The 25,850-nt window shown below is 32.0% G+C and carries 27 protein-coding genes; 7 read left to right on the forward strand and 20 right to left on the reverse strand.

Annotated elements, in window-relative coordinates; all coding sequences use genetic code 11:
• Positions 1-634 precede the first annotated feature (634 nt).
• From ACGH6S_RS10380 to ACGH6S_RS10390, 3 genes are all read right to left on the reverse strand, one after another.
• Positions 635-1,753 (reverse strand): glycosyltransferase, encoded by a 1,119-nt coding sequence (locus ACGH6S_RS10380; protein ID WP_174799097.1) that lies wholly within the window; start codon positions 1,751-1,753, stop codon positions 635-637.
• Between the two features lie 246 nt (positions 1,754-1,999).
• On the reverse strand, positions 2,000-3,298 hold the full coding sequence (locus tag ACGH6S_RS10385) for a UDP-glucose dehydrogenase family protein (protein WP_174799095.1): 1,299 nt from the start codon (positions 3,296-3,298) through the stop codon (positions 2,000-2,002).
• A 15-nt stretch (positions 3,299-3,313) separates the two neighbouring features.
• On the reverse strand, positions 3,314-4,264 hold the full coding sequence (locus ACGH6S_RS10390; protein ID WP_174799093.1) for a UDP-glucuronic acid decarboxylase family protein: 951 nt from the start codon (positions 4,262-4,264) through the stop codon (positions 3,314-3,316).
• Positions 4,265-4,758: 494 nt separating this feature from the next.
• Between ACGH6S_RS10390 and ACGH6S_RS10395 the strand changes: the two genes are divergently transcribed.
• Positions 4,759-5,652, forward strand: coding sequence for a glycosyltransferase family 2 protein (locus ACGH6S_RS10395; RefSeq protein ID WP_065610264.1), 894 nt, complete (start codon positions 4,759-4,761; stop codon positions 5,650-5,652).
• On the opposite strand, the gene rfbD is transcribed toward ACGH6S_RS10395, so the two are convergent.
• Genes rfbD through rfbB form a run of 4 tightly spaced genes read right to left on the reverse strand, consistent with a single transcriptional unit; the run spans position 5,644 to position 9,003 of the window.
• Positions 5,644-6,510: a dTDP-4-dehydrorhamnose reductase gene (rfbD, locus tag ACGH6S_RS10400; protein WP_174799092.1), complete on the reverse strand. Its 867-nt coding sequence runs from the start codon at positions 6,508-6,510 to the stop codon at positions 5,644-5,646. The genes ACGH6S_RS10395 and rfbD overlap by 9 nt on opposite strands.
• Before the next feature lie 7 nt (positions 6,511-6,517).
• On the reverse strand, positions 6,518-7,048 hold the full coding sequence (gene rfbC / locus ACGH6S_RS10405) for a dTDP-4-dehydrorhamnose 3,5-epimerase (protein ID WP_174799090.1): 531 nt from the start codon (positions 7,046-7,048) through the stop codon (positions 6,518-6,520).
• Positions 7,049-7,061: 13 nt separating this feature from the next.
• Entirely contained in the window at positions 7,062-7,928 is an 867-nt protein-coding gene (rfbA, locus tag ACGH6S_RS10410; RefSeq protein ID WP_065626154.1) for a glucose-1-phosphate thymidylyltransferase RfbA, read from the reverse strand.
• A 13-nt stretch (positions 7,929-7,941) separates the two neighbouring features.
• Positions 7,942-9,003 (reverse strand): dTDP-glucose 4,6-dehydratase, encoded by a 1,062-nt coding sequence (rfbB, locus tag ACGH6S_RS10415; protein WP_174799088.1) that lies wholly within the window; start codon positions 9,001-9,003, stop codon positions 7,942-7,944.
• A 217-nt stretch (positions 9,004-9,220) separates the two neighbouring features.
• Here rfbB and ACGH6S_RS10420 point away from each other — a divergent pair, with 217 nt between their 5' ends.
• Entirely contained in the window at positions 9,221-10,117 is an 897-nt protein-coding gene (locus ACGH6S_RS10420; protein ID WP_411578899.1) for a hypothetical protein, read from the forward strand.
• Between the two features lie 13 nt (positions 10,118-10,130).
• Complete coding sequence (locus ACGH6S_RS10425; protein WP_174799085.1) at positions 10,131-11,165, forward strand: glycosyltransferase family 2 protein; 1,035 nt, start codon at positions 10,131-10,133, stop codon at positions 11,163-11,165.
• Between the two features lie 65 nt (positions 11,166-11,230).
• Here ACGH6S_RS10425 and ACGH6S_RS10430 read toward each other — a convergent pair whose 3' ends face one another.
• Genes ACGH6S_RS10430 through ACGH6S_RS10445 form a run of 4 tightly spaced genes read right to left on the reverse strand, consistent with a single transcriptional unit; the run spans position 11,231 to position 14,485 of the window.
• Positions 11,231-12,472, reverse strand: coding sequence for a sigma 54-interacting transcriptional regulator (locus ACGH6S_RS10430; protein ID WP_296301156.1), 1,242 nt, complete (start codon positions 12,470-12,472; stop codon positions 11,231-11,233).
• On the reverse strand, positions 12,453-13,496 hold the full coding sequence (gene nagZ, locus ACGH6S_RS10435) for a beta-N-acetylhexosaminidase (RefSeq protein ID WP_411578898.1): 1,044 nt from the start codon (positions 13,494-13,496) through the stop codon (positions 12,453-12,455). The genes ACGH6S_RS10430 and nagZ overlap by 20 nt, the downstream gene beginning before the upstream one ends.
• Positions 13,496-14,131, reverse strand: coding sequence for a hypothetical protein (locus ACGH6S_RS10440; RefSeq protein WP_411578897.1), 636 nt, complete (start codon positions 14,129-14,131; stop codon positions 13,496-13,498). The genes nagZ and ACGH6S_RS10440 overlap by 1 nt, the downstream gene beginning before the upstream one ends.
• Positions 14,132-14,137: 6 nt before the next feature.
• A complete protein-coding gene (locus ACGH6S_RS10445) occupies positions 14,138-14,485 on the reverse strand; it encodes an HIT domain-containing protein (protein WP_034914696.1) in 348 nt (115 codons plus the stop codon).
• Positions 14,486-14,902: 417 nt separating this feature from the next.
• Between ACGH6S_RS10445 and rpsF the strand changes: the two genes are divergently transcribed.
• The 4 genes from rpsF to rplI are packed head-to-tail and all read left to right on the forward strand — an operon-like array spanning position 14,903 to position 16,282.
• Positions 14,903-15,286 carry a 30S ribosomal protein S6 gene (gene rpsF, locus ACGH6S_RS10450; protein WP_065590872.1) on the forward strand — a complete coding sequence of 128 codons (384 nt, stop codon included), beginning with the start codon at positions 14,903-14,905 and terminating at the stop codon, positions 15,284-15,286.
• Entirely contained in the window at positions 15,270-15,578 is a 309-nt protein-coding gene (gene priB, locus ACGH6S_RS10455) for a primosomal replication protein N (protein WP_065560729.1), read from the forward strand. The genes rpsF and priB overlap by 17 nt, the downstream gene beginning before the upstream one ends.
• Before the next feature lie 4 nt (positions 15,579-15,582).
• Positions 15,583-15,810 carry a 30S ribosomal protein S18 gene (rpsR, locus tag ACGH6S_RS10460; RefSeq protein WP_025314965.1) on the forward strand — a complete coding sequence of 76 codons (228 nt, stop codon included), beginning with the start codon at positions 15,583-15,585 and terminating at the stop codon, positions 15,808-15,810.
• A gap of 22 nt (positions 15,811-15,832) precedes the next feature.
• Positions 15,833-16,282 (forward strand): 50S ribosomal protein L9, encoded by a 450-nt coding sequence (gene rplI / locus ACGH6S_RS10465; RefSeq protein WP_085165048.1) that lies wholly within the window; start codon positions 15,833-15,835, stop codon positions 16,280-16,282.
• A gap of 53 nt (positions 16,283-16,335) precedes the next feature.
• Here the strand turns inward: rplI and ggt are convergent, their stop codons facing one another.
• From ggt to ACGH6S_RS10510, 9 genes are all read right to left on the reverse strand, one after another.
• The gene (gene ggt / locus ACGH6S_RS10470) at positions 16,336-17,997 is read right to left on the reverse strand and encodes a gamma-glutamyltransferase (protein ID WP_363319048.1); all 1,662 of its coding nucleotides are present in this window, start codon (positions 17,995-17,997) and stop codon (positions 16,336-16,338) included.
• 655 nt (positions 17,998-18,652) lie between these two features.
• Positions 18,653-20,002, reverse strand: coding sequence for a PTS cellobiose transporter subunit IIC (celB, locus tag ACGH6S_RS10475; protein ID WP_065590869.1), 1,350 nt, complete (start codon positions 20,000-20,002; stop codon positions 18,653-18,655).
• Positions 20,003-20,016: 14 nt separating this feature from the next.
• The gene (locus tag ACGH6S_RS10480) at positions 20,017-20,502 is read right to left on the reverse strand and encodes a hypothetical protein (protein ID WP_411578896.1); all 486 of its coding nucleotides are present in this window, start codon (positions 20,500-20,502) and stop codon (positions 20,017-20,019) included.
• Between the two features lie 15 nt (positions 20,503-20,517).
• Positions 20,518-20,856: a PTS cellobiose transporter subunit IIA gene (locus tag ACGH6S_RS10485; protein ID WP_363319047.1), complete on the reverse strand. Its 339-nt coding sequence runs from the start codon at positions 20,854-20,856 to the stop codon at positions 20,518-20,520.
• A 14-nt stretch (positions 20,857-20,870) separates the two neighbouring features.
• Positions 20,871-22,886, reverse strand: coding sequence for a BglG family transcription antiterminator (locus tag ACGH6S_RS10490; protein ID WP_411578895.1), 2,016 nt, complete (start codon positions 22,884-22,886; stop codon positions 20,871-20,873).
• Positions 22,887-23,056: 170 nt separating this feature from the next.
• A complete protein-coding gene (locus ACGH6S_RS10495) occupies positions 23,057-23,374 on the reverse strand; it encodes a PTS cellobiose transporter subunit IIB (RefSeq protein WP_411578894.1) in 318 nt (105 codons plus the stop codon).
• Positions 23,375-23,399: 25 nt separating this feature from the next.
• Entirely contained in the window at positions 23,400-24,836 is a 1,437-nt protein-coding gene (locus tag ACGH6S_RS10500; protein WP_411578893.1) for a 6-phospho-beta-glucosidase, read from the reverse strand.
• 214 nt (positions 24,837-25,050) lie between these two features.
• Complete coding sequence (locus ACGH6S_RS10505) at positions 25,051-25,335, reverse strand: YciI family protein (protein WP_085164854.1); 285 nt, start codon at positions 25,333-25,335, stop codon at positions 25,051-25,053.
• Positions 25,336-25,418: 83 nt separating this feature from the next.
• Positions 25,419-25,646, reverse strand: a complete 228-nt coding sequence (locus tag ACGH6S_RS10510; RefSeq protein ID WP_065590864.1) for a ChaB family protein — start codon at positions 25,644-25,646, stop codon at positions 25,419-25,421.
• Positions 25,647-25,850 lie beyond the last annotated feature (204 nt).

The raw sequence follows: 25,850 nt of genomic DNA on the forward strand, positions 1-25,850 counted from the left end.
TAATAAAGCACTATTTGAATATATTGAAATCTATTATAATCGGATACGCCGTCATTCAGCCAATGGCTGGGTATCACTTGAACAATATGAACAACAATATTACCAAAACGAAAAAATGATAGAGGTGTGCACTGTCTAATATTTTGGCGAGGATCAAATATTTCCTTTTTCTACTTTCTTATAAATCACAAAACTCTTACTTTCCTAAAATTATATAAATTTTTAAATTTTATTGATGAAATTTTATTTATAACTACAATATAATAAAAACACTGCAGTTATTTATTTCTTATATCATAATATTTAGACTATTAACCGACCAAACTATTTATTTAAAAAATAATAGCATTTTTATAAATATAATATGTAGAAATTTCTCAGGTTGTTTACAGTAATTTGAAAAACTATTGTGATGAATATACCAAGAAACAAAATTAACGCCTTATCACATATATCTTATAAAAATACTGTCACAGATTCAGCTAAATGCTTTATGTTCAGTCGTCATGCTATTTATAACGTACTAAGGAAAACCCAATTAAAACTTTTTTCTTTCATTTTTCTAGGTATAAAGAGTTATTCAATTTTTAGCAATAATCATATTATAACAACTCTTGATACCTAAAAAAATCTCTTATAATTTCTTATATATTCGATAAATATAGTACGGAAAAAATAAATAACTACGAATAATAACTAATATTTTTCCAAAAATTACTTTAATAACTTTGGTTCTTTTATTAATCTGTTTCAAACGAGGAATATTGTTTTCTTTTTCAAAATGATATAGCCGTTTAAAAAAATCATAATTTTTATCTTTTGCCATATTTAAGTAATAACGTTCATCACTTTCAGGAAAAATATTTAGGTCTAAATCAAATATTAACTTATCATTACAATAATTTAAAAAATTAACCATTTTTTCTTCATTGTTATTACATTTTAATATTACCCATTGAGCCATAGAAACTAACTTTGAAATAAAAAGCTTCTCATGACCAACCAAATTATTAGTTTCAAGTAATTTGAAATAAAAATATTTCATTGCATCAATTACATCAAATAATTTTTTTTCATGGTTTGCTGTAAAATAAGTTTGATGCATTATCGAATTGCTTCTAAATACATAATTATATAGATTACAATCAATTCCATACAAATTTTTTGATGAACAAAGATATTGTAAAATAAATGCCATATCATCATGATAATGACCTGAAGGAAAATCAATATTAAATTCATTGATAATACTTTTTTTGAAGATTTTATTCCAAAGGACACTATTAACTTTATGTTTTAGATCAAAATTTAAGGAGTGATACCCAAAAATATTTAGCTTATGATAACTAATATCATCATCACGTACATCATATGATTCATCATATTTCACTATATTACAATTACACATAACAATGTCGACATTCTTTAGTCTTATTGTTTCTAACATTTTTTCGCACATAGTCGGCTCATACCAATCATCGCTATCACAAAACATGATGTATTCACCTCGTGCAATAGCTAGACCTCTATTTCTTGCAATTGCTGGACCTTTGTTTTCTTGACTTAACAAAACGATATGTGAATGCTTATTAGCATAATCTTTTAAAATGTTAGATGACTCATCAGTGGATCCATCATCAATACAAATAATTTCTATGTTAGATATTGTTTGATTTAACAAACTATCTATACTTTTTTTCAAATATTTATCACAATTGTAAACAGGTACAATAATTGATATATCTAATGACATTATAGCCTCATAATATTCAAATAAAATGGTTATTATTTTATTATTAATTATACAAATTAATTAAACGAGCCTCTATATACATATCAATAATATTGTTTTTCATTTAGTTACCTATCCTGCAATATGAAAAACCAAGCTTATTAGCAATAATAGAGCTATCCAAGACAACAAGTTTATAATGTTACTAATCATTCAACTACAAAAATCCGCATATCAATCCACCTTATCAATAATATTGTTTTTCATTTAGTTACCTATCCTGCAATATGAAAAACCAAGCTTATTAGCAATATCGCAATTTAGAAGATTACGAGTATCGAAAATGTTTTTATTTCTCATTGTTGATGCAATACGGTTTAAATCGTAACCTTTAAAATCATCCCATTCAGTTAAAATTACTAAAATATCTGCCCCATGAGCAACTGAATACATGTCATCAGCATAGCTGATTTTATCGTCAAGTAACTCTTTAGCATTTGCCATTCCTTTAGGATCATAGACAATAATTTTCATCTCAGATTTTAATAACTCTGTAATAATTTCCATTGCAGGACTTTCTCGGCAATCATCCGTACCACCTTTAAAAGCAAGCCCTAATACAGCAATTTTAGCATTTTTGACATTGCTTACTTTCGCAATAATTTTTTCGGCAATATTCTTTTTACGTTTTTCATTACCTTTTATTGCCGCATCGATCAGTGTAAGCTCCACACCATTTTGCTTAGCCATAAAATACATGGCATGAGTATCTTTAGGGAAGCAACTACCTCCATAACCAGGACCTGGATTTAAAAATTTATTACCAATACGAGAATCTAACCCCATTCCTTTGGCTACTTCATCTATATCTGCATGCGCCTTTTCACAAAAGTCAGCCATTTCATTAATATAATGGATTTTCATCGCTAAAAATGCATTAGAAGCATATTTGATCGTTTCGCTTGATCTTCTTTTTACAAATAAAATTTTTGATTTTTCAGCGAATGGTTTATATAACTCAGTTAATACTTCTTTAGCTTCATCTGAATCGGTTCCTATTACAATGCGATCAGGATTGAAAAAATCATAGACAGCAAAACCTTCTCTCAAAAATTCAGGCAAAGATACAACATCAAATTTTGCTTCTGGATTTCTTTTAGATATTAACATTTCAATATCATCACCTGTACCAACAGGAACGGTTGATTTAGTTGCAATAACCGTATAACCATCTAGATACTGAGCAAGTTCAGTAGCCGCCGCATGAACATATTTCATATCGGCTTCTTTAGTCACTGGATGTGGTGGTGTTCCCACTGCAATAAAAACAATATCTGCCTCCGCAACCCCTTCTTGCATAGAGGTTGTAAATGAAATATTTCCATTTTTTAAGTTTTTCTTTAATAGTTCTTCTAAACCATCTTCAAAAAGAGTAACTTCACCTTTTTGTAATTTTTCTATTTTTGACTTTTCTCTATCAATACAGATAACTTTATGGCCTAATTCTGCCAGCCCAACACCCGTAGGTAGTCCTACATATCCCGTACCAATAATACCTATTTGCATTATTTTTCACCTCTATTATTCATTTATTATTTCAGATTTAAAATATTCAATCGTTTTGTCTAAACCATGATCTAAATCAATCTTTGGTTTCCATAATAATTTTTCATTTGCTAGAGATATATCTGGTTTACGCTGAGTAGGGTCATCTTTGGGTAAGTCACAATAAATAATTTTTGAAGTTCCCCCGACTTTGGCTATAACTTTTTCGGCTAATTCTTTTATCGTAAATTCACTTGGGTTACCTGTATTTACTGGTCCCACAAAATCGTCTGAAGTTTTCATCATTTTAATGATTGCATCAATTAAATCATCTACATAACAAAATGATCGAGTTTGTGTGCCTTGTCCATAAATAGTGATATCCTCTCCACGTAGTGCTTGGCAAATAAAATTACTTACTACTCTTCCGTCTTTAGGATCCATTCTAGGACCATAAGTATTAAAAATACGAATAACTTTTATTCTTACATTTTCTTCACGAGAATAATCAAAAAATAAACTTTCTGCACAACGTTTTCCTTCATCATAGCAAGCTCTTATACCATTAGGGTTTACATTGCCACGATAACTTTCAACTTGAGGATGAACTAACGGATCACCATAAACTTCTGATGTGGAGGATAACAATATTTTGGCATTTTTCTCTTTTGCTAATTCAAGTAGATTAATTGCTCCATAAACACAAGTTTTTGTTGTCATTATGGCAGCTTTACCCTGATAAGCAGGAGGCGAGGCAGGACAGGCTAAATGATAAATTTCATCTAAATATCCATCAATTTCAATAGGATTAATAACATCATGGTTGATAAATGAAAAATTAGGGTGATCGATGATACTTGACAAGTTTTTCATTCGACCTGTATAGTTATTATCAACACAAATAACTTTATTCCCTTCATTGATCAACCTTATACATAAATTTGATCCAAGAAAACCGCTCCCACCTGTTACCAAAATGCTTGCCATTTATAATCTCCAATTGAATAAAGACGTTATGATTTTTAGTAAAAATGAATTACTATCTTTTATTTAAATTGATTTATCTTTCTGATTAAGTACGAATTAAAAAAAATTACATTTTTTATTTTAAGTTAACAGATTCTGAAATGAACAATAAATCTATTTTCATGCCCTTTCAAATAAACGAGACCTTATTCAACTTAATAAGTTGGGGAGTATAACTATATTATCGTATTTTTGACAATATTTTTTGTAATTTTTTTGTAATTACCTATAGTAATAGTAATACAGTGTTATAGAAATCCATAACTAATTTCTATCAATAACGAATTAATTCTTTTAATTTAAATAAAAATATCAATAAAAATTCTATCAACATTTTTTTAAGTAGGAAATAGCTTATTAAAATAGTATAATCTTATCAATTTGTATAGTAATCTTTCCTAAAAATAGAAAGTTATAATATAATAGAGTTATAATAAATACTCATAACTACATAAATGAAAATTACGGCTATAATCATTTTATACAATGAAAATATTAAAAATTCTAAAACTTTCGAATCATTATTAAATTCAGATAGAAGTGATATTACTTTAAATGTAATTATATGGAATAATGGCCCAAAAGCACTTAACTTACAAGAATGTAGACAATATAAATCCATTTGTGACAGTAAGAACATTAACCTTTCTATCTATGAGAATCTTTACAATATTGCTTTAAGTAAAATCTATAATTTTTTTATCAACCAAGTAAGTTTTGATTTTTTCACTATTTTGGATCAAGACTCGATATTGAATAATGATTTTTTCCAAAATATTAAGATAAATAATGATTTTGATGTCATTGTTCCTCAAGTTTATTCTGCTGGATGGGTTTCAAAAGAAAACTCATTATGTTTTCCAATATATCATGAAAATCGGAAACTTTTTGATAAAAAAGTTTTTGCAATGGGAGAAATTGAGTCTATCTCATCTGGATTAACTCTATCTAATCAATTAATAAAGTACATAAGTAAAAGCAAACAAGAGTTTTTTAACGAACGTTACGCGCTTTATGCTATAGATACCAGTTTTTTCCTTGATTTGATAGAATTAAAACAAACCGAATTTAAAGGAATATGTGTAGGGAAAATTAGCCATTCTTTAGATTTTAATTTACAAGATCGAAAAAAAATAAGCCCTATGAGAAGACTAGAAATGGAATATTCAAAAGTATTAAACAAAATTTTTTATGATAAAAAAAGTCGTTTAAATGTCTTTTTGTACCTACTTAGAAAATTTACAAGAAGAGAGTATTCATGCTCAGAATTTCTCAAATTAGCTAAATGTCTTTTTAGGAAAAAACACCCTCGTTCTTGTATACCTCTAACAATGAATCAATTACTCTAAATAGATGCAAGGAATCACATCCATTAATGCTTTGTTCCAATCAGATGCTTTTATATCTAACTGTTTTATTTTATCCATATTTAAAACAGAGTATAATGGCCTTTTAGCCTTAGTTGGATATGCTGAGGTTAAAATTGGCTTTATTGTTACGTTGCTATTAGTCATAAGATTTAATTCATGAGCTGTTGCAAATATCTTAGAGGCAAACTGGAACCAACTTACGTACTTATCGCCACAATAATGATATATACCACCTTGAATATCATTCATTAGCATTTCTAAAATCGTTTTAGCAATATCACCAGCATAAGTTGGACATCCTAACTGATCATCAATAATGGTTAATTCAGGTCTAGTTTGACTAAGCTTTAACATCGTTTTGACAAAATTATTGCCATACTCACTAAAAACCCAAGAGGTTCTAATTACAATTGCAGTGGAATAATTGTCTAAGGCAGACAACTCACCAACTCGTTTAGTCTCACCATAGACATTAACTGGATTGGTTAAATCATCCTCTAAATAAGGAGAACGTTTAGTCCCATCGAAAACATAATCGGTCGAAACATGAACTAGTTTTGCATGATATTTTTTAGCAACTGTTGCTAAATTCTTAGGACCGACAGCATTAACTTTATAAGCTAATTCATATTCATCTTCCGCTTTATCCACTGCTGTATATGCTGCGGCATTTACAATGGCATCAGGTCTATGCAAGGCAACAAAATCATCAACAACTAAACCATCAGTTATATCTAATTGCTGGCTGTCAGTGGCAAGTAATTGCCAATCTGAAGGAAAGATATTTTTAAAACAATGGCCTAACTGACCATTAGCACCAGTTAACAAAACTTTCATCAATTAACTATAACTCCTGTAGTTTTTTGCCTAACTTATCTTTTGCCGATAGTAATGGATTTGAAATCGGCCAACTGATATTTACTGTAGGATCGTTCCACAATAAACACCCTTCTGACTTAGGATCATAATAGTTAGTACATTTATATTCAAAGTCAGCAATATCTGACAGTACAGCAAAACCATGAGCAAGTCCAGGTGGAATCCACAACTGTGTTTTATTTTCTTCTGTTAAGGTAACGCCAACCCACTTTCCATAAGTAGGGGAATATTTACGAATATCGACAGCCACATCAAAAACTTCACCTCTAACAACTCGAACTAGTTTACCTTGAGGGTTTTCCTTTTGAAAATGTAATCCTCTTAACACATCTTTTTGTGAACGCGAATGATTATCTTGAACAAAATTAAGTTCTATACCTAACATTTCTTGATACCGTTTTTGTTCGAAAGTTTCAAGAAAAAAGCCTCGTTCATCACCAAACACTTTCGGTTTTATAATTTTTACATCCGCAATATTAGTTGAAATAACTTCCATTTGTCCACCTATTCTATTGTTCTATCAATCTTGCTAAATATTGTCCATATAATGTTTTACCTGAACTAATGGCTTCTTCTTTGACCTGTTCAGCGCTGAGCCAGCCATTACGATAAGCAATCTCTTCAAGGCAAGCAACTTTGAGTCCTTGTCTTTTTTCTATTACTTGAACAAACGATGACGCTTCAAGCAAACTGTCATGTGTACCTGTATCAAGCCAAGCAAAACCGCGTCCTAGGATCTCAACATTTAACAGTCCTGCATCCAAATACATTTGATTAAGAGTTGTAATTTCTAGCTCACCACGATGAGATGGTTTGACTTGTTTTGCCATTTCAACCACATTTTCATCATAAAAATAAAGCCCCGTTACAGCCCAATTAGATTTTGGTTTAATTGGTTTTTCTTCAATTGATAATGCTTTAAAGTTTTCATCAAAATCAACAACCCCAAATCGTTCAGGATCCACTACCTGATAACCAAAAATTGTTGCACCTTCTTTTTGAGCTGCAACTCTTACCAATTTTTTGCCAAAGCTTTCGCCAAAAAATAAATTATCACCTAACACTAAAGAACAGCGTTGTTTTTGAATAAACTCCTCACCGATTAAAAAAGCTTGTGCCAAACCTTCTGGCTTAGGTTGCTGTGCATAACTTAGTTTGACACCAAAACGGGAACCGTCACCTAGCAATCGTTGAAACATAGGTAAATCATCGGGTGTTGTGATTATTAAAATATCACGAATACCGGCAAGCATGAGTACAGATAAAGGATAATAAATCATCGGTTTATCATAAACAGGTAACAACTGTTTTGAAATACCTCGAGTTATGGGATAAAGACGGGTTCCTGACCCACCAGCTAATACAATACCTTTCATAAAGTTACCTATATTAAATAATTCCTTGTCGTGATCTTGCATATGAGCCATCTTTAATATGATCACACCATTGTTTGTTTTGTAGATACCACTCTACTGTTTTACGCATTCCTGTTTGGAATGTCTCTTGTGGTTTCCAACCCAAATCTTGATAGATCTTTGATGCATCAATAGCATAACGTTGATCATGACCGGGCCTATCGGTAACATAAGTAATCAGATCTTTATAACACTTAACACCATTTGGCTTATTTGGAACGAGTTCTTCAAGTAATTCACAAATGATATTTACAACATCAATATTCTTTTGTTCATTGTGCCCACCAATATTATAAGTCTCACCTACTTTTGCTTTAGTTGCAACAAGATAAAGTGCTCTTGCATGATCTTCAACATATAACCAGTCTCTAATTTGTAGACCATTACCATATATGGGCAACGGCTTACCTTCGAGAGCATTAAGTATCATTAATGGGATTAGTTTTTCTGGAAAATGGTATGGGCCATAGTTATTTGAGCAATTAGTAATAACTGTAGGTAAACCAAAGGTTCTATGCCATGCACGGACTAAATGATCACTTGAAGCTTTCGATGCCGAATATGGGCTACTTGGCGAATAAGGTGTTTTTTCAGTGAATAAATCATTCGTTCCATGCAGATCACCATATACTTCATCAGTTGAAATATGATGAAAACGAAATATAGATTGTTTGGTTGCCTCTAGCGTTTTCCAATAAGCTAAAGATGCTTCTAATAGAGTATAAGTACCTATTATATTGGTGTCTATAAATGCAGAAGGATTATCAATAGAACGGTCAACATGACTTTCGGCAGCTAAGTGCATAATAATATCGGGGCAAAAGCTAGCCATGACAACATCAAGTTCCTTTCTATCACAAATATCGATTTGTTTGAAATGATATCGTTTATTCTCAGATACGCTATCTAATGATTCTAAATTCCCAGCATAAGTTAATTTATCAATAACTAATACTTCATCATTAGTTTGTTCAATAATATGTCTCACAACAGCAGAACCAATAAAACCAGCTCCTCCTGTAACAATCACTTTCATTAATTAATCCTCTAAAATCTTATGCACGGAATAATAATAACAAAGTCAATAAATAGCAATATTTAGAATTAGGTATTAATCGTTACATTTTCAAAAAAGAGCTGAATTTCTCATCATTTTGCAAACATTGTATTCGTAATTCTTTATATGTTATATTGTTACAATATTTTTGCCGCTTAGTTTGTTCAAAATCAACATGAGAATAAATGTATTAACTGTGCTTTATAATTGCACTTTATCTGATTCTGCAACGTTAAACTCAATTTTACAAGCAAATTTGGAATCCACTAAATTAAATATGATTATTTGGAATAATGGACCAACTTTACTTGAAAAACAAGATATTAATAATTATCTAAAATCAACTCAAAAAAAAGGAATAACAACATCAATTTATCAAGATGTTCGAAACCTATCATTAAGTAAAATTTATAATCATTTTATTAATAAAATAGATTACGATTTTTTTGTTATTTTTGATCAAGATTCTAATGTTGATTTTTCTTTCTTCCAAAATATCTATCATAATAGCCAATATGCAATTATTTGCCCAGCAATTTTCCCTAAGCAAAAAATTGGCAAGCAATGTTTTCCTTCTGATTTTGAACAAAGAGAGCAAGTTGTACCTTTGGGAGAATTCAGCCTAAGCAATACCAGAACCATCAATTCTGGTACCGCATTATCAAAAAATTTAATTGATAAATTACTAGTTAATCATCATTATGTTTTTGATGAAAAATTTGCTTTCTATCATACAGATCATCGATTATTTGATTTAATTCATGCAACACCACAAACTGCGATGTTAAAAGGCTTATGTATAGGAAAAATGTATCATGATATGACTTGTGAAATCTCCTATGATGAACTTAGCGAACGAGCAAGGCTTGAAATTGCTTATGCAAAAATGTTAATGCGAATGTATCGAGCTCGCAATCCTAAAATTGAAGTACGCCGAAATTTATTTTATGCTTATAAAATGAAGAAAAAAGACAATTTAAGTTTTAAAAGCTTTTTAAAATTATTGAAATGTGTAATAACAAAAAAACATCCTCGTTCATACGCATCCATAGGCAAAGATGTCAAACCAACTAACAGCAATATTTTTTCTTAAAAGATATTTTACTATGGAAAATGAAAAATTAATACTTAACCTTTCTATCATTATTCCTTGCTATAATGTTGAAAATTACATTGAACAGTGTCTCAATTCTATTGTTCAACAAACTGTTCAACCTAAGGAAATTATATGTATAGACGATGGTGCGACTGACAACACTGCTAATGTTATTCAAGCCTTTGCTCAAAAATTTTCTTGTGTAAAATATATATATCAAACTAATCAAGGGGTTAGCCAAGCTAGAAATATCGGAATTAATCAAGCAACAGGGCAATACATTCAATTCGTCGATCCTGATGATATTTTACATCCTAATTTATTTGCAACATTTTTAAAAGTCTTAAAAATTAGTAATGTTATTGAGTTATTCTATTTTGAAAACCAAAACTTTGAAAAATTAGAGAATATAGAATTTAATAATAATGACAATAGTTTAATCAGATTTGACACTGGTAATGAGCTATTTACGCATATAATTGAAAATAAAAAATACCCTGGCGCATGTTGGAAATATATTTTTAAAAAGGAAGCGCTCAATTTACGATTTGAAGGAAGAAATCACGAAGATCACTTAATAACATTGGATGTACTATTATCTGCAAATTTAACTTATTACTCAAAAAGTCCTTTATATTATTATAGAAAAAGAGCTAACTCATTAACTAACAATAAAAAGATAAGTAAACAATATATTGAACTATATGCTCAAATCATCAATAAGTGCACAAAGTACGTACAAAAAACCAATCTATTACCAAAAACAAAAACACAATACATAAATTTTCTACGTTCTGATTACCTTTTTAATATCAATATCTATTATTTATATAAAGAAAAACCACCAATAATAGAAATTTACATGCATATATATACACGATTATTTATAAAAAATAATGCAAAAAAACTGAGCAATATATTGTATATAATACGTTATGGGATTAGAAAAAAAATACCTTTAAAACACATTATCATATTTATAAGAGCTTCATTGAATAAAGACATTAATTTTATAACTAACAAAATAAATGCCTTGCTAAATTAACATTAATAACAAACTCTTATCATAAAGTATAAAGCAAGCAAATATTTCTTGCTTGTTTTATAAACTTACCGCCCTATCCCATAATCCCGCAACTTATTTGCAATCGCTGTATGCGACACACCTAATCTTTTGGCCAGCTTTCTTGAGCTTGGGTATTGATCATATAATTTTAATAAGATCTCTTTTTCAAACTGTTTAGTTATTTCATCAAGAGTTTTATTTTCAATATTGTTGACCCACGATAATTGCGATGTGATTGGAGTCGGTAACACAATGTCTTTGACCGTTAACCTAGGCGAGGTCAATTGCGCTAATGCCGAATAAAGTATGTTTTTAAGTTGTCTTACATTACCTGGCCATGAGTAACGGGTCAAATTATCAATAACATTATCGTCAATTGTTGGTGGTATGATGCCTTGTTTATTGGCATATTCATTTACAAAAATATGCGTAAGTGATTGAATATCGTCTTTACGCTGTTGTAAAGAAGGTAAATTAAGCGATAGTACGTTAAGTCGGTAATAAAGATCTTTTCTAAATTTACCTTGTTCAACCAAATCAGCTAAATCGACCTTTGTTGCACAAATAATTCTCACATCGACATAAACTTCATCATCATCACCCACACGGCGGAAATAGCCATCATTGATAAAACGTAATAATTTAGTTTGCATTTGAAACGACATTTCATCAATGCCATCAAGCAATACTGAGCCACCGTTGGCTTGTTCAAAAAAGCCTTTTTTACCTTCAATAGCGCCAGGATAAGCACCAGCTGCATGCCCGTATAATTCACTTTCAACAACCTCATCAGGCATAGCTGCACAATTTAATGCTAGAAAAGCCTGATCGCCACGTGAACTGTATTGATGACAAGCATTAGCAAGTAAATCTTTACCTGTACCAGTTTCGCCAGAGATAAGCAATGGTTCTCTTTGCATTGAGAATGCTTTAGCTTGAGCGATAAGTTTTTGCATGACTAAACTTTGGCTGGCAAAAATATCAAAAGCTTGAGAACCAACAACCTTTATTTTTGATAACCTTTTTTTTAAATACTCAATTGGTTGTAAAATAAATATTGTTTTAGATGATTCCATCACTTTTTGCAATAAAACGTGCTGAGAATCTAACACAATAATCGTATCATCATGTCCATCTATATTTATTGTATTATCAAGATTGAAGACCTTTTGATAATTAAAGGGTTGATTTAATACTAAATCGTTTTGAGCAAATAGTGCTCTAGCTACATGATTATAGGCAACCAGAAGTTGGTCATTATCCATTTCAATGATTGCTGCTTGCATATTCTGTCCACTTTTCATTAAGTTTTAATAAATTATCACGACGATGTTGCCACTCAGAACTTTTTGTTAATTCTACATAGGTGATTTTTGTATTGGTTAATAAACATTTTGCTTTATCTGATGTTAAGGAATTAATCTTATCTAATGCTGCTAATTGGTCTAAAATAGCTAATGTCCCTTGCCTATTATTACAAGCTAAAAGCAGATCGCAACCAGCAGCTAACGCAGCTTGGGCTCGCTCAGCATGATTCCCCATTACTGAAGCACCTTCCATTGATAAATCATCAGAAAAGATTACACCATCAAAATGTAATTGCTCACGAAGCACTGTTTTAAGCCAATATGGCGAACCGCTAGCAGGTTTATTATTAAAAGCAGGATAGATAACATGAGCAGGCATGATTGCATCAAGTTTTTTATCCGCAATCAATTTGGCAAAAATTTGCATATCAAGTTCAATAAGCGACTTTTCGCGATGATCTACAGGCGTTTCTTTATGTGAATCAGCAATCACATGACCATGCCCAGGAAAATGCTTGCCTGTAGTTTTCATACCTGCAGCATGCATACCATCAATCATAGCGGAAGCAACTTGATAAGCAATATCGACATCTTGATGAAAAGAACGTGTACCGATAGCAAGACAATCGTGACCTAAATCTAAAACGGGCGCATAGCTAAGATCGATATCAAAAGCAATAAGTTCCATAGCAAGAACCCAACCGGCATCAAAAGCCAAAGACTTTGCTTGCTCAAGGTTATTAAGTGCCGCAAACGATTGCGCAGGAGGAATTGCCGTAAACCCCTCTCTAAATCGCTGAACTCGCCCACCTTCATGATCGACCGAAATTAATAAACGCTGTGAAGAGGCAGCTCGAATCTGTTTTATCAATGCCATCAATTGAGCTTGATCTTGATAATTACGACTAAATAAAATCACCCCTGCAATCAACGGATTTTGCAACAGTTTTTTATCTTCTTCAGTTAATGCTAAACCATCAACATCAATCAACAATGGTCCCATTATTTGTTGTCCTCAATAACTTTATTTGTTTCCTTATTGATATCAGGCTGCTTAGGAAAATCTTTAGATGCAACCCTGGTTAGGATTTCTCCACTTTGTGTTGAAATTAATTCCATTGCCAGATCGACATCATTGCTTGCACTTGGTACTTTATATATTGTGGTGAAAAGAACATAGCTAGCATTTATCGATTTAGCCAGTCCAATCATCTTACCTCGTGATACCAACTTATCATCAGCTGAAATCCCCAATGATTGTTTAGCTTGGCTTATTGTCTGTCTATCTACTACTGTAAACGTATTTTGCTTATTCATTAACTGATGTAATGCTTCATCTATTTGATTATTTGCAATATAATCACCACTCCGGTTTTGAATATCACTAATAAAAATAAGTTTATTGTCTGAATTTGAAAGTGGCACATTAACTAATTTCTTGATAAATGGTGATAATACCGAATTCCAATCAGTCTGTTTAGCAATTTCAGGAGGCATTTCAATCACACCAGTATCATCAGACTGAGTAACATCTACAGGTGGTTTCACCTCAACTTTTTGGGTATTACTAATAAGGTGGCACCCCGTTAAAGCAAAAACCAGTGAACTTGTAACAAATATACGCTTGATCTGTTTCATATATGATTAACCTATTAATCTACCTAAATTTTTACCACCTAATAAATGCATATGAAGATGAAAAACTTCTTGCCCTGCATCTTTATTACAATTCATGATTAAACGATATCCACTTTCATCAATACCTTCTTGTTTTGCAATTTTGGCAGCAACAACCATCATATGCCCAATAATGGTTTCATCTTCCTCCTTAATATCATTAACGGTTGGAATTAGTTTATTTGGGATAATCAACACATGAGTCGGCGCTTGAGGAGAAATATCACGAAATGCTGTCACCTTATCGTCCTGAAAAACAATATCAGCGGGGATTTCTTGTCGAATAATTTTACTAAAAATAGTTTCCTGAGCCATCAAACCTTTCCTCTTATCTTACTTATATAGTTATACAAACATCTACTTATAACAATTCTATTGCACGAAAGCATATCATATTTTACTAACAAAAATGTATAGAAATCGTTACATTTTACAATGCATTTTTACAACCACAAAAATCGGTCAGAAAAGGTATTGATTTTATTGAAGTTTTTCCTGCTTTTTTTGACGTTTTTTCAAAAGAATTTCATAAAAAACAGTCATAAAAACAGATACTTCCTATCAAATAAAAGTGACACTGTCTTACAAAGAATCTTGGCATATTCATTTGTCAAACCCAATAACTTGATATATAATGCCTCGTCGATTTCAACCGCCTATTTTTCTTGTTCCTTGCTTTCAATGGGTTGCGGTTGCCCCGACAGAAAGCTGATTAATCCGTAGGGAGCGATAATGCGTCATTACGAAATAGTATTTATGGTTCACCCAGATCAGAGTGAACAAGTACCTAGTATGATTGAACGTTATACTGGTACGTTAACCACTGATGGTGGCAAAATCCATCGTTTAGAAGATTGGGGTCGTCGTCAATTAGCCTATCCTATCGAAAAACTGCACAAAGCACATTACGTGTTAATGAATGTTGAAGCAACTCAAGAAGCTGTTAACGAGCTTGAAGATAGCTTCCGTTTCAATGATGCAGTAATTCGCAGTTTAATTATGCGCACAAAACACGCTGTAACTGAAGCTTCACCTATGTTAAAAGCCAAAGATGAACGTCGTAGTTCTGAAGAAGATTTTAACGAAGTAACCATGGACGATGATTCCGACGAATAATCGTTTAATGTTATCGGGTATTGTAAAAAAAACTCCGATACGAAAAATCAGTCCAAGTGGGATCTCGCATTGTCAATTTTATTTAGAACACGTTTCTAAACAAATCGAAGCAGAACTTACAAGACAAGCATGGTGCATAATGCCTGTGATTGTTAGTGGACAACAAGAGTTAAGTTACATAAAAAAAGGCAGCAAAGTTTTAGTTAGTGGCTTTATAAGCACCCACACTAAACGCAACCAAACAAGCCAACTTGTTTTACATGCTGACCAAGTTAAACTATTAGGAGAATAGCCAAATGGCACGTTATTTCCGTCGTCGCAAATTCTGCCGTTTTACTGCAGAAGGCGTTAAAGAAATTGATTATAAAGATGTTTCTTTATTAAAAAGCTATATCACAGAAAGTGGTAAAATTGTACCAAGCCGTATCACTGGTACTAGCGCAAAATATCAACGTCAATTAGCTCGCGCAATCAAACGCGCTCGTTACTTGGCATTATTACCATATACTGATAATCATCAGTAATTAGCAACAGAGGGAACATATAATGCAAATTATTCTACTCGATAAAGTTGCTAATTTAGGCAGCTTAGGTGATCAAGTTAATGTTAAAGCAGGTTACGCACGTAACTTTTTAATTCCACAAGGTAAAGCTGTATCAGCAACTAAAAAGAATATCGAATTCTTTGAAGCTCGTCGTGCTGAATTAGAAGCTAAGCTTGCAGAAACATTGAAAGCAGCTGAAGAGCGTGTTGCTCAAATCAATGCACTTGGTAAAGTAACTATTACTTCTAAAGCCGGTGATGAAGGCAAATTATTTGGTTCAATCGGTACTCGTGATATCGCTGATGCTGTTAAAGCTCGTGGTATTCAAGTATCAAAAAGCGAAGTTCGCTTACCAAATGGTGTACTGCGTACTACTGGTGAACATGAAGTGTTCTTCCAAGTACACAGCGAAGCATTTGCTAAACTTATTATTGATATTATTCCTGAATAATTATCCAACAATAAATACAAAAAGACCCGTCATTATGGCGGGTCTTTTATTATCTATTTCACAATAATTGATTTACCTCGACCTCGAATATCTGATACGGCTTCGGGTTTATTGTCGGTAATTTTTATGGCTTGAATATCACCGCTAAAATCTTGCTGTTTAAAATGATAACCCATCTGTTTAAGTTTATCTTTTAACTTTTCTGGCACTTTATTTTGAAAACGCTCAATAAAGATAAGATTCGCTGGTAATAGTTGATGATGATAACGCGGAGCATCCATTGCCGCTTTTAATGACATATGATTATCAAAAACATTTGTCACAACTTGAAAGATTGAAGTGAAAATTCTTGAACCACCTGGTGTACCAATGACCATTGCAACTTCGTTATCTTTAATAAAAATACTTGGTGTCATAGAAGATAAAGGACGTTTATTTGGTTCTATTGCATTAGCATCTTTGCTCACGACACCAAATTGATTAGCAACACCTGGTTTACTACTAAAATCATCCATTTCATTATTTAGAATGATACCAGTGCCTTCTATTACAACAGCAGATCCAAACCAACCATTAAGTGTGTAAGTATTCGATGCGGCATTGCCCCATTTATCCACAATCGAAAAATGTGTAGTTTGTAACTTTTCACGATTATTATCTAAACCTGGTTTAACTTTTTCAGTAATCGAAATCGCTTTTGGATTAACTTGTTTCGCTCTCTGCGCTAAATAATTATTATCAATCAATTCAGTGACAGGTACAGAGATAAAATCAGGATCTCCCATATATTCGGCTCGATCGGCAAAAACACGTTTTTCTATTTCTGCTAACAAGTGAATATATTGCGCTGAATTTACTTTTACCTCTTTGAAATCATTCGCTAAATATTGTTTCATTAATAATAATTGAATTAAACCAACACCTCCTGAGCTTGGCGGTGGAGCAGTAACAATCTGCATATCATGCCAGTTAGCAATTAAAGGATCTCGCCATTTAACCTTATAATTTGCTAAATCATTTTCAGTAATTAAACCTTCATTTTTCTTCATCTGTTGTGCAATTAATTTAGCCGTTTCACCTTTATAAAATCCATCGCTACCTTGCTGGGCAATACGATCTAAAACTTTACCAAGCTCAGGTTGTTTAAATATTTTCCCTTCTTGCATTGAACCAAAGTATTGCTTAAAGTGACCATTAGCAGGCGCAAGTTCTTGTGCCTCTTGATAACGTTTAACTAGTTGTTTGTCTACAACAAATCCTTCATTGGCAAATCGAATAGCTGGTGCTATAACCTCTTTCCAAGGTAATTTACCAAAACGCTGATGAACCGCCCACATACCAGCAACAGTTCCAGGCACTCCCGATGCTTTGTAAGAATATAAACTCAAATTAGGAATCACATTTTTATGATCATCAAGATACATATCTTTATCAGCTTTACTTGGTGCAACTTCACGATAATCAATAAAATAAGGCTTACCGTCCATCCAAAGAGTCATAAAACCACCCCCACCAATATTACCCGCTTCAGGATAAGTAACAGCAAGAGCAAATGCGGTGGCCACCGCAGCATCGGCTGCATTTCCACCTTTTTCGAGCACTTCTTCGGCTGCCTTTGCACCATAATAATCGGGCGAAGCAACTGCGGCAGCTGTTAATTTTTGTGTTACGTTTTCGACAGCTAGTACTTGTTGGCTTATCAGTAAAAATACCATAAAGTAGCAATACTTTATCAATTTACGTTTAAGAGAAAACATTTTGTACCTCCAAATTAAAGTATCATTTATCGTACCCACATAATCCCCAAATACATAAAGCGCATTAATAGATCATGCAACAATAAGTTAAGGGTAACCATCAATATAGCATAGAAAACAAAAATACTGATCGAATATTGATCAGTTATATAGTACATATTTACTCTAATTTACCATTTTAATGGAGTAGCAAAGATTACTAGAACTAAAAAATAATTAACGCAATTATAATTTACTCAATAGAGACTGATGATTAAATGTGAAATGCAATCGATGATAATTAAAATTTGTTATAAAATTTCATCTAGAAGTTTTAAAAAATACTTTCGTTTGGTGTAAAAAATTTTTTACAAAATTAACTGAAAATATCAACAATGATGTATTTTCTTAACACAGTTAGCGAATAAAATATTCTCCGTCTAAATAAAACTGATTTTTGTTAAAAACTTTCAGGAAACACTACGTTTGAGTATAAATTTGAGTATAAAACAGTAGTGAATTTAGTAGGGATGATTTCTTAAATCTCAGAGAAAATAAGCATAATTGATATTTATGATTTTAGCTAAAAAAGAGCGTAATCTTTAATGAAATGTATACGCCCTTATATAAAAAATTAAGCTGTTTGAATTTGGTTTTCTGACTTACCTTGCTCATCTTTATACAATTTATTGTCATATAATTTGACAAAAGGAATATAGATTAGCAAAGCTAAAATAGCCGAGAATATGGCAACAATAGCCGCTTTATAATCACCGCCAGTACTAATAAATGCCCCTAATCCCATTGGGGATGGCCATGGAATTAATGCGATGATTGGATGAATAAAACCAGTATTAATAGCCAAATAACCTAATGTTCCGCAAGCCATAGGTGCTAAGAAAAAAGGGAGAGCTAAATAAGGATTGTATACAATCGGCATACCAAAAATAACTGGTTCGTTGATATTGAATATTGCGGGTACTGCAGATGCTCGCCCTAAGATTTTTAGTTGGCTAGACTTAGCAAAAAACGCAATAAAAAATGTCATTAATAAAGTAGAACCTGATCCCCCTAAAATCACGAGTGAATTATTAAATTCACCAGCAAAAGGAATATGTGCTCCCGCTGTATTTTCAGTCATATTAGTTAACATAATAGGGGTAATAAATGCTCCAATAATACTGGCACCATGGATCCCAACCACCCATAGCGCATGGATTAAAAATAGGATAACCATAATACCCAACCAGCTTTTGGTAAGATTGGTTACAAAAGCAAACGGTACAGCTATAATATTGAAAATATCAGTACCAAAATAGATGAAAATACCATTAACAATGATCACAAAAAAGGCAATTACAAAAGTTGGGATCAGTGCGGTAAAAGATCGCGAAACACCTAATGGCACTGTTTCAGGCATTTTTACAACCCAATTTCGTCTAACACATAAAAAATAGAGGTTAGTTGCCACAATGGCCATAACTATTGCAATAAATATACCTGATGTACCCAAGCGAAAGATAAATGGTTGTAAGCGTAGCCCATTAAAGACTAAATTATTTTGATCATTAAGTAAGGTAATAACCCCATTTTGCATGATCAGTTCAGGCAAAGTCATGAAAAAGGCAAAAACAGATAACATCGCACCATTAAGAGCATTAACTTTAAGGCCTGTTTCTTCTGCTTCGATTTTAGTTAGTTCATAACCAACAACAAAGTTAAAATAAAGAGCCAAAATACCGATTGTCGCTGTGTTAGCAATCATATAAAGATCACTCACTCTAAAAAAAGTATTTTCAAAAAAAACTTCTAATCCCGTAAATGTCATTGGCAATGTGTTAAATACTAAAAACATTGAACCTACAATAGAAAAAGGTACAGACGCCATCCCCGCAGCCATTACTGCTCGAACAATTTTAAATTGCGATATTTTAGCCATGGGCGTCATCAGATATTTCTGCAAAATAACAAATCCCGTATTCATTTTATTGTCCTCTTTTAATTAATAAATTTTTCGTAAGCTTGGATTCTTTTAAAATGCTGATCCCGATTATGTTGAATATTATTTAGCTTTTTAAGCATTAAAAACGTAATAATTAAACTCAATACCTGTAATATCGCCAATACATGTAATGTATCTTGCGTCTGTTTTAAAAATGGATAGAAAATTTGATACAAAGGGGTATAGAGAGTAATAATGAGTGCCGTAAAGACTATCGCTAAAGTACGATAAAATAATCTTGCATAAGGCAATTTGTTGCAATGATTACGATAAAGCTTAATTTGTTCCCATGTGGTAAGTATTCCCAAAACAAAAAGAGTAAGCGGTAAAATAGCGACTATTGACAATGAACCTATTAGAAAGGTTGCCCAATAAAGATTCAAAAATAAAAAAAATGCAGTGGTATAGCGAATCACTAAAAATCGATTAAACTTAAGGTTAGTTAGGCTGATTTTTTTATGCATTGTTAGATTTTCTGTCATTATGCTACTCCTTATTTAGCTTTTTAGTTTTATTTCTAACTCATGATGTTTTTCATATAGATGTAACATTTCAATTGCCATTTCTCGAAAGCTCATGGTTGTCATTAAGTGATCTTGTGCATGTACCATAATAATTTCCATTGTGATTTTGGTACCATTGGCATAATTTTGCAGTAGTTCTGTTTGGGAATGGTGTGCTTGTAAGATTTCTTTATTCGCTTCTTCAAGAAGCTGATTTGCGCCAATAAAATCAGCTTGTCTCATCGTCTTAAAAGCCTCGTGGATTTTAGTTTTAGCATTACCACTATACAAAATAATATTAAAAGCAATAAGTTGAATATCCTCTGAGCTCATTTCTTTATTCATTGCTATACCTCTTTTTCAATAAGTTGGATAAAAAGTCGTTTAAATTGGTTAAAGTTTTGTGTTTTTAACAGTTTTGTTTGCATTTCTAAATCGTCAATCAATTTGACAATAGCTTTTGTCATCATTGATAAAGTCGGGTTTTGATAAATAGATGGTGAAATCATAAAGATAAAGTGAATTTTTGGATAATTGTGATCCCAAAATAATCCATCAGGAATAATTGCAATACCAATTTTAGACAATTTTCCCACAGGCATTGCTGGATGTGGTACTACGATAGTTGGGCTAAAGAAAATATCACCTAATAGCATACGATTTTCCATTTGTGCTATCATCTTTTGCTTATAATTGTTATCTTCATTTAGTACTAAAAGATCAAGCAAACCATCTAAAACTTGTTCTTTACTTTGGGTACCACTGCATTGGTAGAAATAATCAGCGGATAGTTCATCTACCATTTGTTCAACATTACTAAGATGATCTAAAGTATTTGATGATGCAAATGTTGATATTGGCTCTGTATGTGCCGAGATAAGCATAATTGGTGACGATAAATGACGACGAATTTTTTGTATATCATCTTCTGTAAAAAATACAGAGACGTGAAAAACAGGGACTTTAAATACTTTTGATGATAGATCAACTGACGAGATAATAAAATCAACCTTATCCAATACTTTGGGTTCAATTTCATAATAGCCTTGCGTTGCAACGATTTTGATTCTTTCATTAAACTCGCATTCAACGCGATTTTTTAGTAGTTGAGCACTACCCTGCCCAGTTGCACAAATAATTAACACTTTAGCCTTTTGTTCATTTTTTAACTTTTCTATCGAAGCTAAAAAGTGCAAAGTCAAATAACCCCATTCATCATCAGGAATCGTAAATTTTTTAAGTTCAGGAAGCTGGTTAAGGTATTTTTTAACTAACTCAAACAATTCTGGAGAGTTTGTTTTAATTTCATCAAGCAATGGGTTTTTCAATTTTATATGCTGTTCTAAGCGGACAATCATCGGTTTTAGGTGCTGAATAATTCCGTTTTTCAATTGCTCATCGTTTAAAAATAAATATCCAGTTTCTTGCTGTATTCTAAATAATAAATTAGTCAAAGATAAATACAGCTCGGAGTTAAAATCATTCTGAATAAAATTTGATTTACTAATCAAATGCAATGTTAAATACATTTGTTCTTCTTTGGGAAAACAAAAACCAATCACTTTTTCTACTTTATTGATGATTTTTTTAGCGACTTGATATTCCAATTTCTTTTTAGTAGATTGTGGCATATCAAGATTTTGAATAGAAAGCCCTAACTGTAACCGTTTGATACTTAATGATAAATGCAAGACGATATTTTGTATCATTACATCAGATAATTTTATTTTTGCCTCACGACACTCATCTAAAATAATAATGGTTAACGTATCTAAGCCAATTACATCATTGAACTTGTTTAAATAAGTTAGATGCTGCAGAAAATTAATCGATTCTTCATGAAAAAAATAGCTCAAAATAAAATGTCGTTTTGCTTTTTCCTCACCTTCAACATAAAACAGAGATTGACTTTTTCTAATAGTAAGCCCATAAGGTTGGAGTTGGTGTTTGATTTCTAAAATATCTTTATTTAGTTGAGAAGAGCTAATAAATAATTGTTCAGCTAATGCTTCTATATCGATTTTTTGGCTTTCTAATAATAATAAATTAAGAATATGGTGCTTTCTCTGACATACTTCTCGACAATTTGCTTGTTCTACATTGCGATCTAATAAATGATGCTCAATTAAAAATAAATTGAAAGCTGTTCTATCTTTAATTTGTAATTTGTAACCATAACCTTGTTTACTAATAATAGATCCACCGTGACTTTCAATTAACGATTTCAAATCATTAAGATAAGTGCGAACAGTGCGATCTGATAATGCTAACTCATTTGCTAGTAATACACTACTTTTGAATATATCTTTAGAACGAACTAATAAACTAATAAGGTCACGCTGTTTATTTTTAATCACTATCATCCATACCTGTGTCAACTAAAACCATATTATTAATAATATAGTGAATACTTTTAACTATTACATAACATAAGTACACCACACACCAACGTAAGATAGTAAGGCGCTGCTATTTTAATAATCTATTCACAACGCCAAATCATATCGCTAAAGCCGATATATATTGATTTAAATTAGTTTATATTCTCCTCTACTAACTTAGCCAATTGTTCAATGCCTGATTGAACGGGTATATAAGCCTGAAAAGGAATACTCACAACAGGCTTACCGACTTCTTGCCCCAATTTTTTAAATTTATCAAGCATCATCATAGTTTGCGGGCTAATTAAAAAGAGTGAAAAATCACTATTTTGAATCATATTTCCGCCTTCGGTTGCCGAGACTGCATCAACCAAAATTGTTTTATCTTTGCTAGCAAAATATTCTGTTACTTTTTTAGCCATTAATGATGATGACATACCTGCCGCACAAATGATTAATGCTTTTTTCATAAATTCCCCTAGAAATAGTTATGCTTTATAAGACTTCGCCATTAGACTCAATGACTTTTTTAAACCATGTGAACGAGGATTTGCGACTACGTTTTAGTGAACCGTTACCTTCGTTATCTTTATCAACATAGATAAATCCATAACGTTTTTCCATTTCACCTGTCCCTGCTGAAACAAGATCAATACATCCCCAAGGAGTATATCCCATCAAATCAACACCATCTTCTTCAACAGCAAGTTTCATTTGTTTAATATGTTCACGCAGATAATCAATACGGTAAGCATCGTGCACGCTACCATCAGCTTCGACTTTATCGTAGGCGCCAAAACCATTTTCAACTATGAAAAGCGGTAAACGATACATATCAGTTAACCAATTAAGTGTATAACGAAGTCCCTCAGGATCGATTTGCCAACCCCAATCTGATTTTTTAACATATTGATTGCCGATCAGATCGGTTTTTTCGTTATATTCATAGCTTTCATTATTTTCTTTCTTCCTAATTGCATTAGACATGTAATAGCTAAAGCCAATGTAATCAACTGTTCCATTTTTCAAGATCTCAAGATCTTGATTGGTGATATCAAGTTTAAAATCTTTACGTTGCCAATAATTTTTAATATGGTTTGGATACTCTCCATGGACATGAACATCACCAAAAAAATATTTACGCTCCATAGCCTTTTGTGCCATTAGAATATCACCTGGTTTACAAGTCTCTGGATAGATAGGGATCACCGCCAACATACAGCCTATTTTAAAATCAGGATTAATAGCATGACCAATTTGTACCGCTTTAGCACTAGCAACTAATTCATAATGTGCAGCTTGATACATAATCTGCTCACGATCGTCGCTTTGTTTATAGAAAATACCTGAGTTAGTAAACGGTGCAAAATCTTCATTAAAGTTAGCTTGATTATTGATTTCGTTAAAAGTCATCCAATATTTGACTTTATTCTTATAACGATCAAAACATACCTCTGCAAAACGGACAAAAAAATCAATTAATTTACGATTACGGAATCCACCATACTCAGTAACAAGGTAATAAGGTAATTCAAAATGAGAAAGTGTAATAACTGGCTCAATATTGTATTTTAAGCATTCATCAAAAAGATCATCATAAAATTTTAACCCTTCTTCATTTGGTGCAAGTTCATCACCTTTTGGAAAGATACGAGTCCAAGCAATAGAAGTACGAAAACATTTAAAACCCATTTCAGCAAATAACTTAATATCATCTTTATAATGATGATAAAAATCAATAGCTTCATGATTAGGATAATATTCACCTTCAATAACACCTTCAGTAATTTTACGATAACTTTTTGGTGAACCAACAGTCATCACATCAGCGACACTTATTCCTTTTCCACCAACTTGCCAAGCACCTTCTAATTGATGAGCAGCAACAGCACCACCCCACAAAAAATCTTTTGGTAAACCTCTATTCTTCATAATTAAGTACCTGTGTTTATTGATAATTCAAATTTAGTATAAAAGGAAAAAAATAGAATTACTAACCAACTTTTTCCGTATTGATCAGGAAAAATATAAGTATATTTGGGTAGGAAAGGTGATTAATGAAATGTGCAGTTTTTTGTGATATTTACCGAAATGTGATAAATATCACAAAAATGAATAATAAACTTTAAATATTTGAAGTTAACTTTTAAATAAATTCTTCAAACCCATCAGTATATTTTGATGGCACAAACTCGATAATCTCATATTGAGCAATGTGATGAATATAAAACGGATCTTTTTGTAATATTGCTAGCGCTTGCTCTTTATTCTCAGCACGACAAATAATCACACCACCTGTACGAGGGACTTTTGGACCTGATGCAATAAAATGTCCCGTTCGGTAATAGTCCTCAAGATAATCAATATGCTGTGACAAATATTTTTCTACTTCAGTAATGGGTTTCACATAAGTAAGTGTACAAATATACATATATATATCTCCTAAATAAATATACAAAAAATAAATTTTTCAAAATATTAAGCTGTGTTGCTCAACTTAAACCATTTAAATATCTATTTAGCTACCCATTTACCATCTTCACCTTTGTGATAAACCTTTTCGACAGCAGCCCAAGCTACTTTAAAAGCAATCGTTTCTGGTGCACTGTTATCACGCCGTTTATGCGGATCTTGATATTCCTTAATTGCACTATTAAATGCTTCTTTAAAAATATCTTGCGCATGTTCAGGCAAGACATGGCGTACTGAATCAGGTAAATCTTCACGTGTTTTATATGGCATATCACATCCCCTCATAAATTAATCTTAGATGACTGAAAATTTAAAATGGTAATGGTAAAATAGCACATTCATCGAATATATTATCGTCTATAAAATAATATAATTACTAGGGCGTGTTGATCTTTCATGATTATTTTTTAGACGGCATGATGTGAGTTATAATAATTCTGCAAAAAACAACCATAACTCGATTCATCATGCCAA

The sequence above is a fragment of the Gilliamella sp. BG3 genome (genome assembly GCF_046635605.1).
GTDB lineage: Bacteria > Pseudomonadota > Gammaproteobacteria > Enterobacterales > Orbaceae > Gilliamella > Gilliamella bombi.